This is a genomic window from Rhodopirellula sp. JB055 (genome assembly GCF_043100905.1).
Lineage (GTDB): Bacteria > Planctomycetota > Planctomycetia > Pirellulales > Pirellulaceae > Rhodopirellula.
In genome coordinates, this window is the sequence record NZ_JBICHO010000523.1 from 1 (window position 1) to 21,250 (window position 21,250).

The 21,250-nt window shown below is 57.1% G+C and carries 15 protein-coding genes and 2 pseudogenes; 12 read left to right on the forward strand and 5 right to left on the reverse strand.

All coding sequences use genetic code 11. The features are described 5' to 3' along the window. Together ACF8AM_RS20365 and ACF8AM_RS20370 are read left to right on the forward strand one after the other, a co-directional pair. A pseudogene (locus tag ACF8AM_RS20365) lies at nt 1-771 on the forward strand (serine/threonine-protein phosphatase); the annotation flags it as partial. 19 nt (nt 772-790) lie between these two features. Then, nucleotides 791-1,870, forward strand: a complete 1,080-nt coding sequence (locus ACF8AM_RS20370; protein ID WP_392557411.1) for a succinylglutamate desuccinylase/aspartoacylase family protein — start codon at nt 791-793, stop codon at nt 1,868-1,870. 354 nt (nt 1,871-2,224) lie between these two features. Here ACF8AM_RS20370 and gatC read toward each other — a convergent pair whose 3' ends face one another. Beyond that, complete coding sequence (gatC, locus tag ACF8AM_RS20375) at nt 2,225-2,548, reverse strand: Asp-tRNA(Asn)/Glu-tRNA(Gln) amidotransferase subunit GatC (protein WP_392557412.1); 324 nt, start codon at nt 2,546-2,548, stop codon at nt 2,225-2,227. Continuing rightward, nucleotides 2,548-2,820 (reverse strand): 50S ribosomal protein L28, encoded by a 273-nt coding sequence (gene rpmB, locus ACF8AM_RS20380; RefSeq protein WP_392557413.1) that lies wholly within the window; start codon nt 2,818-2,820, stop codon nt 2,548-2,550. The genes gatC and rpmB overlap by 1 nt, the downstream gene beginning before the upstream one ends. Nucleotides 2,821-3,520: 700 nt before the next feature. Between rpmB and ACF8AM_RS20385 the strand changes: the two genes are divergently transcribed. Beyond that, complete coding sequence (locus ACF8AM_RS20385; protein WP_392557425.1) at nt 3,521-4,747, forward strand: porin; 1,227 nt, start codon at nt 3,521-3,523, stop codon at nt 4,745-4,747. Between the two features lie 354 nt (nt 4,748-5,101). Next, nucleotides 5,102-6,445 carry a porin gene (locus tag ACF8AM_RS20390; protein ID WP_392557414.1) on the forward strand — a complete coding sequence of 448 codons (1,344 nt, stop codon included), beginning with the start codon at nt 5,102-5,104 and terminating at the stop codon, nt 6,443-6,445. A gap of 91 nt (nt 6,446-6,536) precedes the next feature. Here ACF8AM_RS20390 and purB read toward each other — a convergent pair whose 3' ends face one another. After that, entirely contained in the window at nt 6,537-7,973 is a 1,437-nt protein-coding gene (purB, locus tag ACF8AM_RS20395; protein WP_392557415.1) for an adenylosuccinate lyase, read from the reverse strand. Between the two features lie 149 nt (nt 7,974-8,122). Here purB and ACF8AM_RS20400 point away from each other — a divergent pair, with 149 nt between their 5' ends. Continuing rightward, nucleotides 8,123-10,186: a membrane or secreted protein gene (locus ACF8AM_RS20400; RefSeq protein ID WP_392557416.1), complete on the forward strand. Its 2,064-nt coding sequence runs from the start codon at nt 8,123-8,125 to the stop codon at nt 10,184-10,186. A gap of 202 nt (nt 10,187-10,388) precedes the next feature. Here ACF8AM_RS20400 and queC read toward each other — a convergent pair whose 3' ends face one another. Beyond that, nucleotides 10,389-11,126, reverse strand: a complete 738-nt coding sequence (queC, locus tag ACF8AM_RS20405; protein ID WP_392557417.1) for a 7-cyano-7-deazaguanine synthase QueC — start codon at nt 11,124-11,126, stop codon at nt 10,389-10,391. Further along, nucleotides 11,123-12,088 (reverse strand): 3'-5' exoribonuclease YhaM family protein, encoded by a 966-nt coding sequence (locus ACF8AM_RS20410; protein WP_392557418.1) that lies wholly within the window; start codon nt 12,086-12,088, stop codon nt 11,123-11,125. Before ACF8AM_RS20410 ends, queC begins: the two co-directional genes overlap by 4 nt. 250 nt (nt 12,089-12,338) lie before the next feature. On the opposite strand from ACF8AM_RS20410, the gene ACF8AM_RS20415 reads away from it, so the two are divergent. The 7 genes and pseudogenes from ACF8AM_RS20415 to ACF8AM_RS20445 form a co-directional block, all read left to right on the forward strand. Beyond that, complete coding sequence (locus ACF8AM_RS20415) at nt 12,339-14,546, forward strand: protein kinase (RefSeq protein WP_392557419.1); 2,208 nt, start codon at nt 12,339-12,341, stop codon at nt 14,544-14,546. A 118-nt stretch (nt 14,547-14,664) separates the two neighbouring features. Next, entirely contained in the window at nt 14,665-15,531 is an 867-nt protein-coding gene (locus ACF8AM_RS20420; RefSeq protein WP_392557420.1) for a hypothetical protein, read from the forward strand. Nucleotides 15,532-15,714: 183 nt separating this feature from the next. Continuing rightward, nucleotides 15,715-17,766: pseudogene (flhA, locus tag ACF8AM_RS20425) on the forward strand (flagellar biosynthesis protein FlhA). Continuing rightward, nucleotides 17,766-19,115, forward strand: coding sequence for a flagellar biosynthesis protein FlhF (gene flhF, locus ACF8AM_RS20430; protein ID WP_392557421.1), 1,350 nt, complete (start codon nt 17,766-17,768; stop codon nt 19,113-19,115). The pseudogene flhA and the gene flhF overlap by 1 nt, the downstream one beginning before the upstream one ends. A gap of 178 nt (nt 19,116-19,293) precedes the next feature. Then, nucleotides 19,294-19,563, forward strand: a complete 270-nt coding sequence (locus tag ACF8AM_RS20435; RefSeq protein WP_392557422.1) for a hypothetical protein — start codon at nt 19,294-19,296, stop codon at nt 19,561-19,563. A 121-nt stretch (nt 19,564-19,684) separates the two neighbouring features. After that, the gene (locus ACF8AM_RS20440) at nt 19,685-20,503 is read left to right on the forward strand and encodes a FliA/WhiG family RNA polymerase sigma factor (RefSeq protein WP_392557423.1); all 819 of its coding nucleotides are present in this window, start codon (nt 19,685-19,687) and stop codon (nt 20,501-20,503) included. A gap of 8 nt (nt 20,504-20,511) precedes the next feature. Next, a partial coding sequence (locus ACF8AM_RS20445) for a glycosyltransferase (protein ID WP_392557424.1) occupies nt 20,512-21,250 on the forward strand: 739 nt, incomplete at its 3' end.

The window sequence follows — 21,250 nt, forward strand, 5'->3', positions numbered from 1 at the left end:
CAGGTGATGATTGATTTGGCCAACCTGCGGGGCGGACCGGACAATATCACTGTGATTGTGGTGGAAGTCGATGATGAGCATCTGACCCAGAATGATGGGTCGCAGAGGAAGCGTCCTTCGATGGGCGCCGACGAGGTTTCCTCCCGGGCTTTGATCGGGACCACCGCATTTTGTTGGACCGGAGCGGTTGGGTTTGGGTTGGCATCCGCCCTGGTGAGTCCCCGGTTCGTGGGGTCGGCCATTGTGGCCTTCATTTTAGGTTCCATTTCAGCGGCGGTTTGGGGCAGTGGCGTTTTCAAGCCCAATGAACGTCGGCGACCGCTGAAAACCAGTCGTGGGCGAGGCCAAGAGGGTGGGGCAGGCATGCCGGTTGTTGCGGGCGTGCCCGGGAACAAGGCAGCAGGGCAGGGCGGTCCAGGGGACTCGGATGCGATCGGCGCGGATTGGAGTTCCGGTAATTCGTTGGATATCGGCAGTGGCGAAACGGCACTTGGGACGGGCCCGTACCGAACTTACCGCGCGGATTCGCACAAATCCTTTTTGCATCGCATGGATGATGTGATCACCCAGTTGCGGCAAACGTCGGAAGAGCGAAACTGGATGTTGGACTGGCAAAATGTCGACCAGTTGTTGCAGCAAGCTCGACTGGCCACGAAGCAAGAGGCTTGGGGGACCGCCGTCTCGTCGTACTGCGATGCGACTTTGGCAGCGATGGAGCAGTTGCGGAAACACCAGGATGATTCGGCGAGCGATACGGTCGTCGATCTTTAATTGAGCGGAATCAGGGATCATGGATAGCGCCAGGCATGTTGGCGATTGGGGAGGGAAAGAGGTTCCCGAGGGCGCTCAGCGAAGCGTTCATCTAGCCGTCAGTGAGTCGTATTCCGGCATTTCGCTGCGGATTCCAATCTTTGTTCGGCGGGCGCCGAATCCGGGGCCGGTGGTGTTTGTGACCGCCGCGTTGCATGGGGATGAGCTCAATGGAACGGGCGCGGTGCGTCAATTGATCCAGGACGAGAGCCTGGATTTGAAGTCAGGGGCACTGATCCTGGTCCCGGTTCTGAATTTGCTCGCCTTTGAGCGGCACTCGCGGTATCTGCCTGATCGTCGAGATTTGAATCGGTGTTTCCCCGGTTCGCTGTCGGGGTCTTTGGCTGGGCGCGTGGCGCGGACGATCTTTGATGAGATTGTGGGGCGGTCGGATTACGGGATTGATCTGCACACCGCTTCGGTTCGCCGGACGAACTACCCCAATGTCCGCGGCGATCTGAATGACCCCAACGTCAGAATGATGGCGGAATCGTTCGGCACCGATGTGATCATGAACGGGCCGGGGCCCGCTGGGGCACTTCGCCGCGAAGCCTGTTTGGCGGGGTGTCCGACGATCGTGATGGAAGGCGGCGAGGTCTGGAAGGCAGAACCAAGGATTGTTGAGATCGCGGTTCGCGGCATTCGGAATGTGCTGGCGAAGTTGGAAATGATTGATGGCGAGCCCGAGGTGCCGGAGGCGAGGTTCCAGGTGGAGACGGCCAAATGGGTGCGTGCAGAAAAAGGTGGTTTTCTGCAATTTCACGTCGGCCCCGGCGATTTTGTTGAAAAGGGCCAAACGCTCGCTACCAACACGACGTTGCTGGGGTTTGAACGCAGTGTGTTGATTTCGCCGTTCGACAGTGTTGTCATTGGCATGACGACGTTGCCAGCCGTTTCGCCCGGCGAGCCCGTTTTCCACTTGGGGCGGTTGCCTGCGGGGGTCAAGCCTAAGGCTGTGGATCGCCAGCGAGTTTCTGACGATGGACTGGAATCACGCGTTGTGGAGGATTTGGCCAGCAACTTGTTGGTCGTTGATCGCCCTGAGGAAGACGCCTCTTAGAGCCTCGCCCACGCAGAGGTCGTGCAATTTTTAAATGCTGTGCTTGCCAAGCGTTTGTTGCCCTTCCTGGGAGGGCAAGAAAGAAATGGTGGCTGGCGTCTGGGTTTCGTCCCGGATGGGGCCGTCGTGCTTCGTTCGGGGCGGATGCCTCGAGAGGCGGATGCCGAAAAACAAACGGTCGCCCTGGATGGGGCCGTCGTGGGAATTGGGGGAGTCCCTCGCTCACGCATCGGGTTGTGATGGGTGGTCTTGGCCGACTCCGGTGGGCGGGAGTGTCCCTTCCTCGCGTACGCCAGAGCGGCGTCGAGAAAAGTTCCTTGCGCTGCGATCAAGTCGAGCGTTGTGGGGCAAGCTTCACTTCTTCGAGGCTGTGTTTCCCAGAACAGGGGGCACCAGGAACGTTCCATCTTGGGAGGCGGGTGCCGTTCGTGTCGCCACATCAGCGGTGAGGCTTTGGTCGGGCGTGTCGTCCCGGAATCGGTTTTCGACATCCAGCGCACTGGTCATCGGCTCAACACCTGAGGTGTCGAGTTCGGACAGTTGCTCCACGAAACCGAGGATATCGGCGATTTGCGGGCCGAAATCGGTTTGTTCCTGTTCCGTTAGCTGAAGGCGTGCCAATCGAGCCAGTTTTTGGATGTCGACTGATGCACCGTTGCCATTGCCGGAACCGGACATCAGGACTTCTTGCTGCCGCTGACGTCAAACGGTTTGGTTTTCACCGTCTTGCGAACGACACCGCTGCGGATGCACTGGGTGCAAACTCGCATCGTTTTGTTGGTGCCGTTTGGCAACGTCACGTGAACTTTTTGGAGGTTGGGGACAAATTTACGGCGAGTACAACCAGTGATCTTGGTACCGACTCCGCCCAGGTACTTCGCTTTACCTCGGGTTTCGATCCGGTTGCCCATTTGGACTTTCTTGCCGCACGCTTCGCATTGTCGTGCCATCTGATTCTCCGCCACCGCTCGCGGTGATTGTCATGTGTGTGGTTTTAAAACGCTCAAAATCCCTGATTTCAGGGAGAAGCCCCGCAGGATAGCGGGTGGAACGTTTTTTTGAAAGAAGGATTATGGATTCGCGAGCCGGGTTCGAGCCGGGAACCGGCAAAGTTTGTCTGACTGGCAGTATGGGAACGACCTGTAGATGAGGATTAACAGGCGCGTTGCGCACCCCGCGGTTGGTTTCTAAGTCGTTTTGAGCACCAGGTGAGGACAGATCCCGCCAAGTCACCGATGAATTCTCCCGACGACATGATGGATTGCTTTCAACTCACTCGAAATCTTTCGAGGTGATTGATTCGAATTCCGAAGCGATTGCCTGAAAGTTTCGATGTGCCATCGGCGGCAGGCAGCGTGTGCGTTGGAAAAGCGATGGACTGCGTTTGTTTCATCGTTGTGAGCGAGAGACCGGCCCTCCCCAAGTGTGGGGGCACAGCTTCCCGTTCGAACAGCATCCATTTTGAATCTTGGTGACACGAAACGACCCAATTGGATTGGGATATCAACGGAGAAAGCAATGAAGCTTAGTAAACTAGCTCTGATCGCAGCGGTTGCATGCGGCGTTAACGCCACGAACCTGACCGGCGCTTCAGCAAATGATATTGGATTGGTCTCTTGCACCTCGTCGCTTTGCGATTGCGGTGAGCCCGTGTGCGGTTGCGAGCCTGTTGGCGGATGCGACACCGAAGTGACTTGTGGTTGCGAAACTGTCGGTTGCTTGGGCGACTGCGGCTGCAACGATGGTTGCGATTCGGGCTGTGACAGCGGTTGCGATTCGGCCTTCGGTTGTGGCGTTGGCAGTTGCTTGCCTGGTTTGGGCAACTGCTGCTTGGATGACCCTTACACACTGTTCGGCGACGTCTGCGGCATCGAAGTCGGCGGATGGGCGTCGATCGGTTATCACACAAAGGCATTGCCTTTGTTCAATAGCCGTCCCGACAACGTTCAGTTGCACCAAGCATGGTTGTACGCTGAAAAAGCCATCGACACTTCGTGTGGCTTCGACATCGGTGGACGGATCGATTACGTCTACGGTACCGACGGACCTGACACGCAAGCGTTCGGCATCGACAACGGTCACTGGGACACCGGGTGGGACCATGGTGGGGACTACGGTCACGCCATTCCTCAGTTGTACACGGAAATGGGCTACGGCGACCTGTCGGTCAAAGTCGGTCACTTCTTCACGACGATCGGTTATGAAGTCGTTGCCGCTCCGGACAACTTCTTCTACAGCCACGCGTACACGATGTACAACAGCGAGCCTTTCACCCACACCGGTGCGTTGGCAACGTACAACGTGTCCGACGACCTGAGCGTCTTTGGTGGATACACCGTGGGTTGGGACAGTGGTTTCGAGGACAACGGCGACAACTTCCTGGGCGGTTTCTCGGCCGGTGTGACCGACGACCTCACGTTGACCTACTCCACCACCATTGGTCGATTCAACGAGCGTCAAGGCGTGGCGGGTGGTGCCGAACGAGGATACATGCACTCGATCGTTGCTGATTACGCTGTCAGCGACAACTTGCAGTACATCTTCCAGTCCGACGTGCTGGACAGTGAAGACGCTGCTGGTGCAACCGTTCGTGACACATTCGGCATCAACCAGTACTTGATCTACAACATCAATGACTGCTTGTCCTTGGGTGGCCGCTTCGAGTGGTACCAAAGCGAAGGTGTCTTCAACGACGGAAACAACGTCGACAGCGACGTGTACGCTTTGACGACCGGTATCAACTACCGTCCTCACGCCAATGTCTTGATTCGTCCCGAAGTTCGTTGGGACTGGGTCGATGGCGACTACACCGGGATCTTGGAAAACAACGACGACGATCAAACCACGTTCGGTTTCGATACGATCTTCACGTTCTAAGCTGCCCCGAACGAAGATTTCGTGAGATCCAAGAGGCCGGTTCACCGCAGAAATGCGATGAGCCGGCTTTTTTTCGTTTGGGCTCAAGATTTCAGGGCGCACAGCCGAGGGCCTGAGGCTCGCCGGATCAATCTCCTAACCCGCAAAGTTTAACGCAGGGCCGGATTTTCCGGTGATTCGGGCTGGGGTTTCTATGGCGTTGGTCTCAATTGCAACGCGCCGCGACGACGATACATCCCAGCAAGGAATCGCCTTTACTTGGCGGTCGACACGGTTGACGGTTTTGTTGCCATGGAAGGCGGCAGTCACTGTGGGCGCGGCGAATCCATTTGAAATCGATCAGGGACGAGCAAGATGAAATCGAAACGAGCTGCTTTGTGGTTGGCCCTCGGTGGCTTGGTTGGATTGGGAAGCCTCAATGGCGCTTCTGCCGCCGACCGATTCGTGACCGACGCAAGCTACCAAGGTGGAATGCCCACCAGTCAGGCGGAAGTTGTCCCCGTGGGCCACTTCGACGCCAGTTGTGATGAATCGTGTGACACGTTCCCCGAAATGGAATGTGGCTGCGGTGAGCTCGCTTGTGATGGTGGTTGCGGCGACATGAGCTGCGGTGACATGGGTGGCGGCCTGTTTGACGACGGTGGGTGCGGGTTGTTTGAATGCGACCTCGGCGATCCCTTCACGCTCTTTGGCGAAGCCTGCGGTTACTCCGTCGGCGGTTGGGTTCAAATGGGCTACCACAACAAAGCATTGCCTTTATTCAACAATCGTCCCGACGAATACAACCTGCACCAAGCTTGGTTCTACGCTGAGAAGGCCATCGACACCTCAAACGGTTTCGATTTCGGTGGACGCATCGATTACGTCTACGGCATCGACGCTCAAGACACCCAAGCGTTCGGCATCGACAACGGTCACTGGGACACCGGTTGGGACCACGGAGCGTACGGCAGTGCACTTCCACAAGTCTACGGTGAAGTCGGGTACGGCGACCTGTCGGTGAAGTTTGGTCACTTCTTCACGATCATTGGTTACGAAGTCGTTGCCGCTCCGGACAACTTCTTCTACAGCCATGCGTACACGATGGTGAATAGCGAGCCCTTCACCCACACCGGTGCATTGGCGACCTACAACGCTGGCGATGACCTGACTCTGTACGGTGGTTATACGTTGGGCTGGGACAGCGGTTTTGAAGACAATGGCGACTCGTTCTTGGGCGGTGCTTCGCTGGCCATGAGTGACGATGTCACGGTGACTTACGCAACGGTTGCGGGACGATTTGGTGATCAGCCTGGCGGAACCACTTCGCAAGGCTACATGCACTCGATCGTCACCGACATTACGTTGACCGATCAATTGCAGTATGTCTTGCAGTCGGATTACATGGACGCCGAAGACGGCAACGGTGCCAACTTCAAAGAAACCTACGGCTTGAACAACTACCTGATCTACACGGTCAGCGATTGCTTGGCTTTGGGCAGCCGCTTCGAGTGGTATGACGCTGACGCGGGTGTCTTCAACGGCAACGTTGACGTCTACGCGTTGACCTTGGGTGCCAACGTCAAACCTCACGCCAACGTCTTGATCCGTCCCGAAATTCGCTGGGACTGGGCAGACGGAGCCGACGTGACCGGTATCTTGGAGAACGACGAAGACGAGCAAACCACGTTCGGCATCGACACGATCTTCTTGTTCTAAGAAGCAGACGATCGAACAGAGGCAAACGATCTCGCCGGTTCCCATGCGGACCGGCGAGATCTTTGCGTTGACAGGCAGTTGCCCGCCGAAATCAGACAGTGACTTCAACGCTTAAGTTGTCGCTGCCAGAATAACGCTGGCGGATGGGAGCGATGATTGCTTCCATGAACTCGTCGACTTGTTGGGGAGCTCGCCCCACGTAAGCGTGCGGATCGATCGCTGCTTCCAAGTCGATGCCGGCGAAGTTCTCGTCGCCTTTGAGGCGTTCCAGCAGATCGTTGTCGCCAGCGTTCTGTTTGACTTCCAGTGCCGCCGCTTGGCTGTGCACACGGATTTGCTCGTGTAGATCTTGGCGGTCACCGCCCGCGGCCACCGCTTGCATCAAGATGTTCTCAGTCGCCATGAACGGCAGTTCGGCGCCCAAGTTTTTCGCGATCGTGGCTGGGTAGACGACCATTCCGTCGGCTACGTTTTGCATCAACACGAGTGCCGCGTCGATCGCCAAGAACGCTTGCGGGATGACCAAGCGGCGGTTGGCGCTGTCGTCGAGTGTGCGTTCCATCCACTGCGTCGCTGCGGTCATCGCGGGGCTGCTCTGCAGGCTCATGACAAATCGGCCGAGTGCACAGATTCGCTCGCTCCGCATCGGGTTGCGTTTGTAGGCCATCGCCGAGCTGCCGATTTGTTTCTTTTCAAATGGCTCTTCGACTTCTTTGCGACCGGCGAGCAAGCGGATGTCGGTGGCGATCTTGTGCAGGCTTTGTCCGATGCCGGACAGAGCGTCGAGCAATTGCGCGTCGACTTTGCGTGGGTAGGTTTGCCCGGTGACCGCGTAGACGGAATCAAAAGAGAGTTTTTCCGCGATACGTTTTTCGAGAGCTCGGACTTTGTCTTGGTCGCCCGAGAACAACTCAAGGAAGCTGGCTTGGGTTCCTGTGGTTCCCTTGGCCGAGCGGGCTCGCAGTGTTTCGAGTCGATGTTCGATCGCTTCGAGATCCAAAACCAGGTCGTAGATCCACAAACAGGCTCGTTTTCCAACCGTGGTGGGCTGAGCCGGTTGAAAGTGGGTGAAGGCGAGGCAGGGCAGGTCGCGGTGTTCGGCCGCGAATTTCGCCATTTGGTCGATCGTGGCCGCCAAGCGTTTGGCGGTGAGCTCAAGAGCTTCGCGAATCAGCAGCAGATCGGCGTTGTCGGTCACAAAGCAACTGGTCGCGCCGAGGTGGATGATCCCGCGGGCGTCTGGGCACTGATCGCCGTAAGCGTGGACGTGAGCCATCACATCGTGGCGCAATTCACGCTCGTATTTCTTGGCCTCATCGAGATTCAGCTTGGTCTCAAACGATTTGAGCTGTTCGATTTGGGCGTCGGTGATTGGGATTCCGAGTTCCTGTTCGGCTTCGGCAAGGGCGATCCAGACCTTTCGCCAGGAAGCGAATCGGCGTTGTGGTCCCCAATGAAACGCCATTTCTCGAGACGCGTAACGCTCAATCAGGGGGTTTTGGTACGGAGTTTCCTGCGTTTCGGTCATTTTGGTCTCTTGCGGGGGCACAAATCAGGCGATGGATGGTGACATCGGCATTTCGGCCCGAAATGGAAGGGTTTACGATATCGGCCGGCTGAGCCAGTCTCGCAGAGACGCGGGCTCGGATGGTTCCGACGATTTCAGACGGATCTTGAATGAATTTTCAACGGGTGCAAGTGGCGGACAAACGAGTGATCAATCTCACACGAACATATTTTTCCAACTTCGACGGTCGACCATGGGCTCGACGCGTTGCGATGCTCCATGTGATGACCGCCGCTCTGGCCGTGTGTTTGATTGGATCCCATGCAATCGCTCAAGATGCGGCACCCGCGACGGAAACCGGGGCAGGGCAGGGCGATTCGAAGCCCGTCTTGATGACCGCGCTCAAGTTGTTGCCTGACACGGCCGCAGGCGTGGTTCGGATTCCCAATCTGACGGTTTTGTGCAATTCGTGGAAGAAGACGACGCTGTCCGGCATCACCGACGATCCCGCGATGAAACCGTTGATCGATGCCAACTTTGGCAGCCAGGGTGCGGTCTGGGAAAAACTGGGCGACAAGGTCGGAGTGCGTCCCAAAGAGTTGTACGAAATCGCAACCGGAGAAGTGATCGCGGTTTGGTTGCCCTTTGAAAATGACAACCGCCGGCCATCTTCCGTATGCGTCGTGGCTGACATCCGCGGCAAGCACGCGGAAGCCGAAGCTGTCTTAGAGCGAGTGGATCAAGACCTCAAAGCCGACGGCGCGACCCGTGCTGATGTCACACATGCGGGCGAGACCGTTCGAGTGTACCGACCCAAGACACGCCCCGGGCAACTGAAGATCGAACAGGTTGTTGTCTCGCTCACCAAAGATCGCGTGGTCGCCTCGGATCGCGATTCGGTCGTGTTTGAAATTCTGGACGCGATTGAAAAGGGTGGCCGCGAAGATTCCTTGGACAAAGCACCGTTGTTGCGAACCGTTTGGAAACAGGCACTTTCACGTAGCGAAATTGTGACGGAAGGGTCGCAAGTCGAATGGTTCGTCAAGCCGCTGACGATGGGCCGGATCATTCGCGACGTGGCCAAAGTCGATCGCGGCAACAAAGTTCGCATTTTGAACTTGTTGGAAAACCAAGGCTTCGATGCCTTGCAAGCTGCGGGTGGGATCGCCGTCGTGGGTCAGGGCAAATTTGACTTGTTGCACCGCGGTTACGTGCACGCTCCTCCCGTCACCGATGAACCCAGTCGCTATCGTTTGGCCGCTCGGATCTTGCAGTTCCCCAACACGCCGCTGGATGAGATCCCCGCCTGGGTTCCGGCGAACACAGCCAGCCTCACGCGGGTGAACTGGAAGATCGAAGAAGCATTTTGGGCTCTCGAAACCCTGGTCGACGAAGCGTTTGACAATGAGATCTTTCGGCCCAGCATCGAAGGCATCCGGGACGACGAAGAGGGGCCGCAAATCGATATTGAAAAGAACGTGTTGCCAAACCTTTCCGAGCATCTGTTATTGCTGACCGACAACACGTTGCCCGCGACGGTGGATTCGGAACGCGTCTTGGTCGCCATTGAAGTTCGCAATGCGGATGCGATTGGAAAGGCGGTTCGCAAAGCGATGGAAGTCGAGCCGGATGTCTTCAAAGTCGACACGGTTCCGGGCGTTGAAATTTGGCAAGTCAAACACGGCAGTGGCGACGACGAACTGGATGACGAGTTCTTCGATGATCTCGGCTTCGAGGAAGAAATCGATGAGACGCAAACTCCACTCTTGAACACCTGGGCCATTGCGATGGTGCCAGCGGGCAAGGGATCCAAGAAGGCACACTTGGTTTTCAGCAGCCACGTGGAATGGTTGGTCGATGTGGCGAAGCGAATGCAAACTGGCCAAGGCGACAAGCTGGCTGATTTGGCAGAAGTCAAAGACTTGTTGAAACTGACCCAAGAAATGGGAGCCGACAAAGTGGCGTTCCAACGTGTGGTGCGTCTGCGTCAGTCGCTGCGAGCCAAGTACGAGCTGCAACGCCAAGGCGAACTGAAGAACAGCGATTCAGTGTTGGCATCGTTGGTCCGGCGAATGTTTGAAGGTGACGAGGCAGAAGCCGAGGAACCCATCGAGCGTCTGAACGTGAGCAAATGGCCAGCGTTTGGTGAGGTCGAGAAGTACTTCCAGAACGCGTTCGGATTTGTCGAAACCACCGAAACGGGTTGGAACCTCAACGGCTTCTTGTTGAAGTAAGCAAACCCTTCCGGGGCGAGAGTAGAACAGTTGTCCTCAACTGTTCCGTCAGGCAGGCCTCAACCGCCAAGCCACGCCGCGACCGAGTTCACCCCCAACGGGTGACGTCACGCGGCTGGATGATGCGGGAATGCCCACGACGGCCCCGTCCGGGGCGATTTGGCGTGATTGTGATGTGAGACTGGTCCAACAGAACGTTGTCTCAGCCGATTGCGGGGTCGGCGATCTCGTTCTCTGCGAAGCCTTTCGCTCTCAGCAGACACGCGTCGCACTGGCCGCAGGGGCGAGCTTCGTCACCGCTGCCTTGCGGATCGTAGCAGGACAGGGTTTGCGAGTAGTCGACACCCAATTCGATTCCGCGCTGGATGATTTCGGCTTTTGTCCAGTGCAACAGCGGCGTGTGAATCGTGAGCGAGTGTTCATCCTCCACACCCGCTTTGGTGGCCAGGCGTGCCATCGTTTGAAATGCGGCGATGAACTCCGGACGGCAATCCGGGTAGCCGCTGTAGTCGAGAGCGTTGACCCCGATGAAGATGTCTCGTGAGCCCAACGTTTCGGCAACCGCCAAGGCGTAGGACAGAAAGATTGTGTTGCGTGCTGGAACGTACGTCACCGGAATGTCGCCCGCGATTTGGTCGACATGATCGGATTTGGGGACGGCGATGGACGAGTCCACCAGGGCGGATCCGCCGAGCTGAGCCAAGTCGATGTCGATCACGCGGTGCGACGCAACGTTCATCAACCGGGCTTGCTTCGCCGCCCGGTTCAGTTCGCCATCATGACGTTGTCCGTATCGGAAACTGATGGCGTGGACTTCGAATCCTTTGTCGCGGGCGATGGCGACGCAGGTGGCGCTATCCAGTCCACCGGACAGCAGCACGACGGCCGGTCCAGCATCGGTCGAGGCGGATTCCGCTTGGGATTGCGAGGATGAGTTCACGAGTCGCCCTTCCAAAGTTTGCGTCCGATTGAGGGGGTGTAGTTCGTCCATTTTCCATCCGCAGCGATGTCGGAATCGATGATCGATGAGTACGAAGCGAGCTTGGCATCGAGGTTGTCGATGTGGTGCAGGGCGACAGCTTCCAGGGTGACCGGAATCTTGGGGCTGCCATATTCCAGCACACCATGGTGGCTGACGATCAAGTGTTCCAGTTGGTGTCGCAGGCCGGTCGAAAACTTTTGGCCGGTGGTGGCTTCGGTTTCCGCGATCTTTTCGCCCAAGCGTTGGACGCCGATGACGATGTGGCCAACCAATTGGCCGCGGTCGGTGTAGCTGATCTCACCGCTGGCACGCAGTTCGTCGATCTTTCCTAGGTCGTGCAGGAAGGCGCCCATCAACAACAGGTCGGTGTCGACTTTGGCATAACGCGGTGCAATCAGTCGAACCAGTTCCATCATGTTGACGGTGTGTTCGAGCAATCCGCCGGGATACGCGTGATGGTTGGAAACCGCGGCGGCGGCTTGTCGAAACGATTGCACAAATGATTCGTCATTCAGGTAGGACTGAGCCAACGCGTGCAGAGCGGGGTGCGAGATTGTCGCCAGCAATTCTCGCAGGCGATCGAAATTGTTGTCCGCTTGGTTGGCATCGAAGCGGTCGAAGTCGCTTGGGTCGACTTCTGCCGGGTCCATTCGTTGGATCTCGGTGAGGATCACTTGCAAGGAACCGTTGTGCACTTGGGTTCGTCCGGTGCAGTGGATGTAGTCGCCGCGGTCGAAGGTGTCGAAAACGGTTTCGTCCGCGTTCCACATCATTCCGACGATCGTGCCGGACCGGTCGGACAATTTCATCAGGATGTATTTGCCGCCCTGACGATTGACTCGCAGTTGTTTGTCGGCGGCTTGGAACGGCTGGGCCAACGTCATTCCGTCGGTCAGGTCATGGATAGCGGTTCGTGACACGGGCTCGTCGCGGGTAGAAGGCGAATAGATGTTCGGAGCAGGGCAGGGCGGTCTTCAGCGGCCAATCGTATCAAGACCAAGCATGGATTCCATGGGGACAGATTTCTGCGGGGAGAGTTGTTGCAGGATGTGCCAGTGTTTACCCTGCAAGGTCGGATTCTGCGTGACGGGGTGGTGAGTCGACATTTGGGTCGGCCAATCGCACTGACGCGGGGGGATCCATCGGATTTCTATCGCAACTCGGCATGTCATGACTGATTCCTCGCCCGCACCTGATTCACCGCCTGAGTTTCTGGATCCGCCAGAAGCCGCTGGCGAATTAGGCCGACTGGGACCGTATCGCGTCATCGAATTGCTGGGGCAGGGTGGCATGGGCCACGTCTACCGAGCCCAGGACACGCGGTTGCAACGAACGGTTGCACTCAAGGTGATGAACGAGCGATTTGCGAAATCGCCGAACAGTCGCAAGCGGATTGTCGAGGAGGCTCGCTCGATGGCCGCGGTGCACCACGACAATGTTGCGACCTTGTTCGAAGTCGGCCAACGCAACGGCACACCGTTTCTCGCGATGGAACTGCTGCATGGAGCGACGCTGGAGCAGTTGCTTCAATCCGGTCGTCGGTTCACCACGGACGAGATCATCACGATCGCCGATCAAGTCGCATTGGGGCTGGAAGCGGCTCACGATCGGGGGATCATTCACCGGGACATCAAGCCCGCGAATTTGTGGATTCAGTCACCCAGTGAACGGGTCAAGATCCTTGATTTCGGATTGGCGGTCGCCGGATCGATGGTGCAGGGGATGGCCCGCGGCGATAGCGTCGTTGGGACGCCAGGTTACTTGTCGCCCGAACAGGCTCGCAACGAGACGGTTGATGAACGGACCGATCTCTATTCGCTCGGCGTCGTGTTGTATGAGATGTTTGCCGGCAAAGTGCCTTTGCTGGCGCCCAACACACCGACTCAGCTCGTCAACATTCTTTGCCGTGAACCGCTGCCGCTTTCCCAGCGACAACGTGACGGTGTTCCGGTGGAGGTGCCTGAGCCTTTGGAACGACTGATCATGAGGTTGTTGTCAAAGGAGCCAGGGGCACGATATGAGACCGTGGGCCATTTCCGCAAAGCATTGCAGGCCGTTTCCGAAGAAATTCAACTCGCTCTACAAGCTGAACTGGCGATCCAGATCGACCCAGGAGCCGGTTCAGCCAGCGGCTCCGTTTCTCCTGATGCGGCGAATGTGAGTGTCGCCGCAAAGCCAACTGGTACCCGTCCGATGGGGATGTTTGTGGCGGGCGGTTTGGCTGTGGCGGTGTTGATCGGCGGTGGCGTGTGGTGGATGCTTCGCGATGGGACGCCGGAAGAAAAAGCGGAGGTCGCGTCGATCGCGGAAGAGCCTCCTGCCGTGCTGGCCGCTGGTTTGGGAGCGTTGCAACTGACCGGCAACGTGGTTTCTGATCCCGCGGTTCCGGTCGGGGAGGTGGCCAGGTTCCGGTTGCAGTTGACCAACCAAGCCGAATCGGCCGAGACGGATCCGCGAGTCCAATATTCACAAGCTGGCCAAGTCGCACGCATCACGACTTTTCTGCAGCAAGAAGGACAACTCAAACGCAAAGCTCCTGCGTTCCCGCGAGCGTTCTCGCCGAAGCAGTTGCCAGCTCCGGGCGAAACGCAGTCGATCGAAATTCAGTTTTTGACCACCAACATGGCACTGGAACCGTTCGACGTGATCTTTGAATTGCAGTCGCCAGCGGGAGCCAGTGTCGATTCAATCGTGTCCCGGTTTGAAATCGTTGAGAACCTGCAATCAGGAGACCTGCTGGGTTTCAACACGATTCGCACGCGAGCAGGAAAGGGGGCCGACACGTTTGTGCGTCGCGGCAGCACGGAAGACTTTGGCAAACAACCCGCTCTGGTCGTGCATCGGTCCGGCGAGAAACAGGGCAACGTCTGGTCGATCGCATTCTTGAGGTTTGACCTGTCACAATTGGATCCGCCAACTGGATCGGAATCCGATTCCGTGAGTTCGGTTTTGCAACGGATCGATCGTTCTGTTTTGTTGCTGAGCATGGCTGCCGAATCGCATCCGGGGGCGGGACGGATCACCGTTCACGGTTGGCCGTCGGATTTGCGGACGCCTGATGGGGTGGGAACGCAAGACTGGCAAGAAACCGGCGCTGGCCACCTGACTTTTGAAAACAGCCCGGTTCCCCCCGACATGGATGGTTTGATTCCGCTGGGAGAATTGGAATTTGATAACTCAGGAGAAGGATTGAAGGATCAGCCCGACGGCATTCGTTTCATTTCCAAGGCACTGGACGATTTCCTGCGATCGTCGCCGGGAGTTGTGACCTTGGTGTTGTCTCAAGAGGGGTGGCTGGATGATCCGACGCGGTTCAATTCTCGAGACCGCTTGCCCGAGTTGGCTCCCGGATTGGCGGTTCGTTGGAAAACTGATTGACGCGAGGCCTGGGGCTGCCGCCGTCGAATCACGGGGGGAAGCTGAAATTGAGAGGAAGGAGTGTCTTTTCGAAAAGGTTGATTTCAACCTGACGACACGACTGAGTTAGAATGCGGGGATGAATCCACCGGCCGTTTCCAACCCCAGTTCTTCGTCCGACGCTGAAATGCCGTCGCGTGAAGGACAATCCACCTCCGCGAATTCGGGCGGGGCGATAGGGTCTTCGCTGACAACCTCGTCTGAGGTCCGGCTCAGTCGGTCTCGGCAAACTTGGACGGGAGCAGGGAGTGCAGCAGGATTTGTACTGCGTTATCTGCCGCCGATGCGTCGATTGCTGACCGATGTGCTGGGCAGCCAGTCCGACGCGGATCGGGCGCTAGCGATTCTGGTCTCACACTTGGTCAAATCGGGGTATTCCGGGCATGCGAAAGGCCGATTGCGAGACTTTTTAATTCTGGGGCTTCGTTCCGCGGCCAAAGCCCGTGCGTCCGAAATCGAATCCCAGGCCAAGAAGACAGGTGAGGTTTCGAGTGCCGAACCCACGCGAGAACTGAACTTGGATTCTGCGAAAACGGAATCTCGCGAATGGCTGAGTTACTGGCGAGACGGGTTGCTGCAGCGAGCGTGGCGAGCACTGGAACGCGAGCAACACCGCGAGCGGACGCGGGGCAAACGGAGCGAGGGTGTTTCGGTCGGATCCGACGATCCTGCTCATGATCTGGTCCACGACGTGTTGCGAATGGTGACCGATCACTCGGGGGAATCTTCGGAGGTCATTGCGGGACGAATTGCCGAATTGGCCGAGCGAACGGTTTCGGTCGCCGAGGTGAAGCGTCAGTTGCCAGTCGCCCGCGCGATGTTCGCTCAGTTGTTGGCCGACGAGGTGTCACTGACGCTCGAGGACGCGGATGCGAACGCGATTCAGGAAGAGATCCGCAAACTGGGGCTGCAAAAGGCGTTTTCTGGTTTGCAGGTCAAGGCTTGATCCCAACCTCTGTAATGGAGGTCGTGGGCGGGTGTCGGACGATCGGCCGGCTGACATGAACCAAATTCTTCACTTTCGACAAAAAAAGAGTTCTGATAACGTCGGGCTGGGTGGTGCTGGGATGGTGCCACCGTGAACTGAGTTCGCTCATGCCCGAAGGAACGACCGTCGATGCAGAACTTGATGCGCTACCGAGATTTGGTTTTGCCGATTGGCATTATCATGTGTTTGGTGGTGATTCTCGTGCCGCTGCCGCCGTTCCTGATGGACTTGTTGTTGGCAACCAACATCACCGTTGGTGTGATCGTGTTGCTGACGACGGTGTACGTCTCCACTCCGCTGGATTTCAGCATTTTTCCATCTTTGTTGTTGGCCACGACGCTCGCCCGCTTGGTGCTGAATGTCGCCACGACGCGATTGATTTTGACCAGCACGGAGTCCGGAAGCGGGGGGGCTGCTGGCGGTGTGATTCAAGGGTTCGGCGAGTTTGTCGCCGGTGACCGAATTGAAATCGGGATCATCATCTTTGTGATCATCGTGTTGATACAGTTCATCGTGATCACCAAGGGTGCAACTCGGATCAGTGAAGTCGCCGCCCGATTCGCGTTGGACGGGATGCCAGGTCGCCAGATGGCGATTGACGCCGATATGAACGCGGGGCTGATCGACGAGAAAGAGGCCCAGCGTCGTCGCGAAGAAATCGCCAACCAAGCTGACTTTTATGGGGCGATGGATGGTGCCAGTAAGTTCGTCCGCGGGGATGCCATCGCTGGCATTGTGATCACGCTGGTGAACGTGGCCGGTGGTCTGTACATCGGGGTGATGCGGTACGGCATGACCGTGTCGGAGGCAGCCGAGCTATTCACGAAACTGACCATCGGTGACGGTTTGGTCAGTCAGGTTCCTGCTCTGTTGATTTCGCTGGCTGCTGGTTTGCTGGTCACGCGGAGTGCTCGCAAAGCAAGTTTGCCTGAACAGTTTTTGCAGCAGTTGTTCAGCAATCCCAAGGCCCTCGCTGTTGCCGGTGGGTTCCTGTCGCTGTTGATTTTGACCAGTTTGCCCGCACTTCCGATGGCGACGTTGGGCGCGAGTTGCATTGGATTGGCGGTTGTCATGAATCGCCAAAACAAACAAAACGAAAAAGAGGAGGCGGATGCTGAGGAAGCCGAGCAAGCGGCCGCCTCCGCACCGGCTGAGAAACGAGTCGAAGACTACTTGAACGTGGACCCGATGGAGTTGGCCATTGGGTTGGGGTTGTTGTCACTCGCCGACCCCAATCGTGGCGGCGATTTGATGCAGCGGATCACGGGGGTTCGTCACTCGATTGCGGGCGACATTGGCGTCGTGCTGCCGAAAGTCCGCATTCGCGACGACATGAACTTGCACGACTATGAGTACGAAATTCGGATCGCTGGGAACCCACTGACCAAGCAACGCGTTCTGCCCGATCGGTTGCTGGCCATCGACAGTGGCCACACAACGGGTGTGATCGAAGGGGAACCGACCAAGGATCCAACCTTTGGTGAGCCGGCCGTTTGGATCGATCCGATTCGCCGCGAGCAAGCCGCGATCTATGGATACACCACCGTGGAACCCGGTGCGGTCTTGGCCACTCACTTGCAAGAGTTGGCTCGCCGGCATGCGGATGAATTGCTGACGCGTGATGCAACGAAGCATTTGATTGACGAGTTGAAGACGGCGGCACCTGCTGTGGTCGACGAGTTGATTCCGGGCATGCTGAAAATCAGTGACGTCCAGCAGGTCTTGCAAACCCTGCTTCGAGAAGATGTGCCGATTCGACAGTTGGCGATCATCTTGGAAACGTTGGGCGATCACGCGGGACGCACGAAGGACCCGATTTGGCTCAGCGAGTACGTCCGTCACCGTTTGGCTCGGACGATCAGCACACGCTATCGAGACGAAATGGGACAGCTTCACGTGGTGGCGCTGGACCCTGCGATGGAAGACCGCATTGCGGCCGGAATCGAACATACCGAGCGAGGACTTTTTGTCCGGATGAGTCCATAAGCGGTGGACTCGACTTGCGACAAAATCTCCCAAGCCGTTAAGAAACTAATCACGCTGGGCCATACCCCGGTGATTTTGGTCAGCCCACGGATTCGTCCAGGGCTTCGCCAGATCATTGCTGGATCCATGCCCCGCGTTCGTGTGCTGTCGTACAACGAAATCACACAGGACACAAAAATCCAGTCACACGGCGTGGTGAGTGATTGATGCATATACGAACTTTTCGAGCAGCGAACCTGCAAGCGGCTCTTGCCGATATTCGAGATCAAATGGGCCCGGAGGCTTCCGTGCTTCATACGCGGCAGGTCCGCAATGGCTGGATGGGCTGGCTGGGCCGGACTCATGTGGAAGTCACCGCGGGATTGCACAGCGGTCCCGTGGATGGGGCGATGAATGACAACGCTGGCAATTGCGTTCCAGCGAATTTCGCGGAAGAGTCATTGCGTCCGGCGGATGTTCGTTCGGTGAATTCCGTGTCAGCGTCGTCCGGATATGGAACGTCGCCGACCGGCATGCCAGGTGCCGACGCGGGGCGAAACCCCGTTGATGCCGCCTACCAAAACTTTGACGCCGCTCATCAACTTCGCCCAGGATCTGTGCCAGGGTCTGTGCCAGGATCAGGGGCAGGGCAGGGCGGTTTGTATGGTGCGGGGTACGCCTCATCGGAGATGACCCCGGCGGATTCCCTGTCGTTGCGTTTGTTGCAAGCCGGGGTGGAAGAAGCCACAGCTCGTCGTTGGATGGCTTCGGCGTCCAGCTTCGCCGCGGGAATTGCGAATTCTGATTCTGCGGTTCCAAGCGACCAGCGTTGGATGGAGCACTTGCAGCGTGCCGTCGCGAGAGAACTGAATCTATGCGGCCCCATTCGAACTCAACCGGGGGACCGTCACGTGGTCGCGTTGGTCGGTCCGACGGGCGTCGGCAAGACGACAACGGTCGCCAAGTTAGCGGCTGGATTCCGGATTGAAGCTCGTCGACGTGTGGGTTTGCTGACCATCGACACCTACCGAATCGCCGCGGTCCAACAGCTCAAGGCCTACGCCGAGATCATGGACCTTCCGATGGAGGTCGTTGAGAAACCCGAACAGATGGAAACAGCGCTCAGTGCTTTAGGGGATGTGGATCTGGTTTTGATCGACACCGCCGGTCGCAGTCCGCGCAGTGACGCACGGATCGAACAGCTCACCGAGTTTCTGCGAGCGGCCCACCCTGACGAAACACACTTGGTTCTCAGCGCGACCAGTTCGGGTGACAACATCCGAACAACGCTGGAAGGTTTTGCTCCGGTGCGAGCCAATGCGGTCACACTGACCAAGCTGGACGAGACGCCTTGCACCGCCGCCGTGCTGGCTGCGTTGACAGGACGTGATCTTACGGCGGCGCCGCCTTTGAGCTATCTGACGAACGGTCAACAGGTCCCCGATGACATCGCCGTGGCGGATGCTTCTGGTTTGGTGGCACAATTGTTGCCGCAGATGCCTGCCGCTGGGTTGGGGGAGATCGGGTATGAGACAATGGACGGGTATGACTCCTTGCACTACGGCGAGGCGGCATAATTTCGAGAATTTTGATTGAAGTAACAACGGGAAGTTGGCCGATACTCTGAACTGCGACGGCACGCGATCGACGAAAGTCACTTGAGACTTTTTTTGAAGTGTCCGTTTGACGAGTTTGGGATAGAAGAATTCGACCCGTTTTTATTTTGTGGCCTGCCTTCACTGCCAGGACGGTGACGTGATCCGATCATTGGCTCTTTCGCTTGGTTCTTTCGCAATGGGACTGGTTGTCCTTCGCGGGATCTGGCAAGGAGAGATAGCGGCGGACGTTGCTTCCGAAGCGATCGGGACTCTGATCGTTTTCATGGGCATTGGAGGTTTGGCAGGTGCCATCGCGGATCAATTGATTCGAGACGGGGTAGAGGACCTATATCGCAAACGAGTGAAGTGGTTTCAGGAAGGTGTTGAGAGTTCAGCACTGGAAGAGGCCAACAACCAAGACAAGTGACGGCGAACCGTTGACGGCACGGATGCTGATTGACTCGCACGTTCAAACACACCAAGACTTATTTCATTGCTAGTGACCGAGACGCATCGGGTTTCCGCTGCGGAGACGAAATTAGCAATCAGTGATCATCACGGAGGATTCGATGCCGGCTACCGCAACTGCAGACGACCCGATCTTGAAGGTATGGACTTCTTTCAAATCCACCACCAAAGATTCGCCGGACTATGAGCCGCTGCGGAACCAGTTGGTTGAGCGATACATGCAATTGGTTCGTTACAACGGCGAACGAATTTGGCAACGTCTGCCGGATGGTGTCGAACTGGATGACTTGATCAGTGCCGGCATGTTCGGCTTGATGGATGCCATCGACGCTTACGACACCGAACGCGGTGTGAAGTTCGAAACGTTCTGCGTGCCGCGGATTCGTGGTGCGATGCTCGACGAACTTCGCAAAATGGACTGGGTTCCTCGTTTGGTTCGCAGCAAAGCCAGCAAACTGGCAACCGCGACGAAGACCTTGGAAGCCCGCTTTGGTCGTGCACCAACCGTCCAGGAATTGGCGGCACACATGGAGATCGACGTCAAAGAAGTTGAAAAGATGCAAAGCGAAGCCAACGCGGTTGGTGTCGTTTCGCTGAACAAGAAGTGGTACGAAACGGATAGCTACAAAGACGTCCGTGAAATCGACATTCTGGAAGATAAGAAGGGTGAAGACCCCACTCGTCGTGTTCAGAAAAATGATCTGATGCGTTTGGTCACCAAAGGGTTGAACCGCAACGAACGTCTGATCATCATCCTGTACTACTACGAAGAACTGACGATGAAAGAGATCGGGGCTACCTTGGACCTGTCCGAATCACGCGTCAGCCAAATGCACACCGCCATCGTCAATCGTTTGCAACAGCAACTCGGCGTTCGTCGCCTTGAGTTCGGGGCTTAAGACCTTCCATGCGTATCGCTCATGTGATCACCCGAATGATCATTGGCGGTGCGCAAGAGAACACGCTGCACAATTGCCAGGACCTCGTTCACCTTCATGGGGACGAGGTTTTGCTCGTGACGGGGCCCGCCGTTGGACCGGAAGGAGACTTGCTCTCCAAACGTGTTCGTGCCGACGCGAAAGAGACAGGCGATTCAGCGAACGAGTCAAAGGGCAGGGCAGGGCGGTTCGATCTGGATGGGCTGCCGATCGAGTGGATTGATTCACTCCGGCGGGCAATTCATCCTCTCAATGATTGGCACGCTGCACGTGATTTGCGGCGGGCTCTACTGGACTTTGATCCGGATGTGGTTCACACACACAGTGCCAAAGGCGGTCTGCTCGGCCGGCATGTGGGATGGGGGTTGAAGCGAACCTCCACCGGCAAACGTCCCGTTGTGATTCACACCGTTCATGGTGCGCCTTTTCATGATTACCAGTCCAAGCTGGCTCATGACTTCTTTGTTCGTTGTGAACGCTGGGCGGCATCACGCTGTCACAAGCTGATCTCGGTCGCCGATGCGATGACGGATCTGATGGTGGATGCGAGCGTTGCTCCACGCGAAAAGTTTGTGACGATCCACAGTGGCATGAATGTGGACCCGTTTGTCCACGCAGCCGATCATCGCGAAACGGTGCGACAGAAATACGGTTTACGCGAGGAGCATGTGGTGGTGGGCAAGATCGCTCGCCTGTTTCACTTGAAGG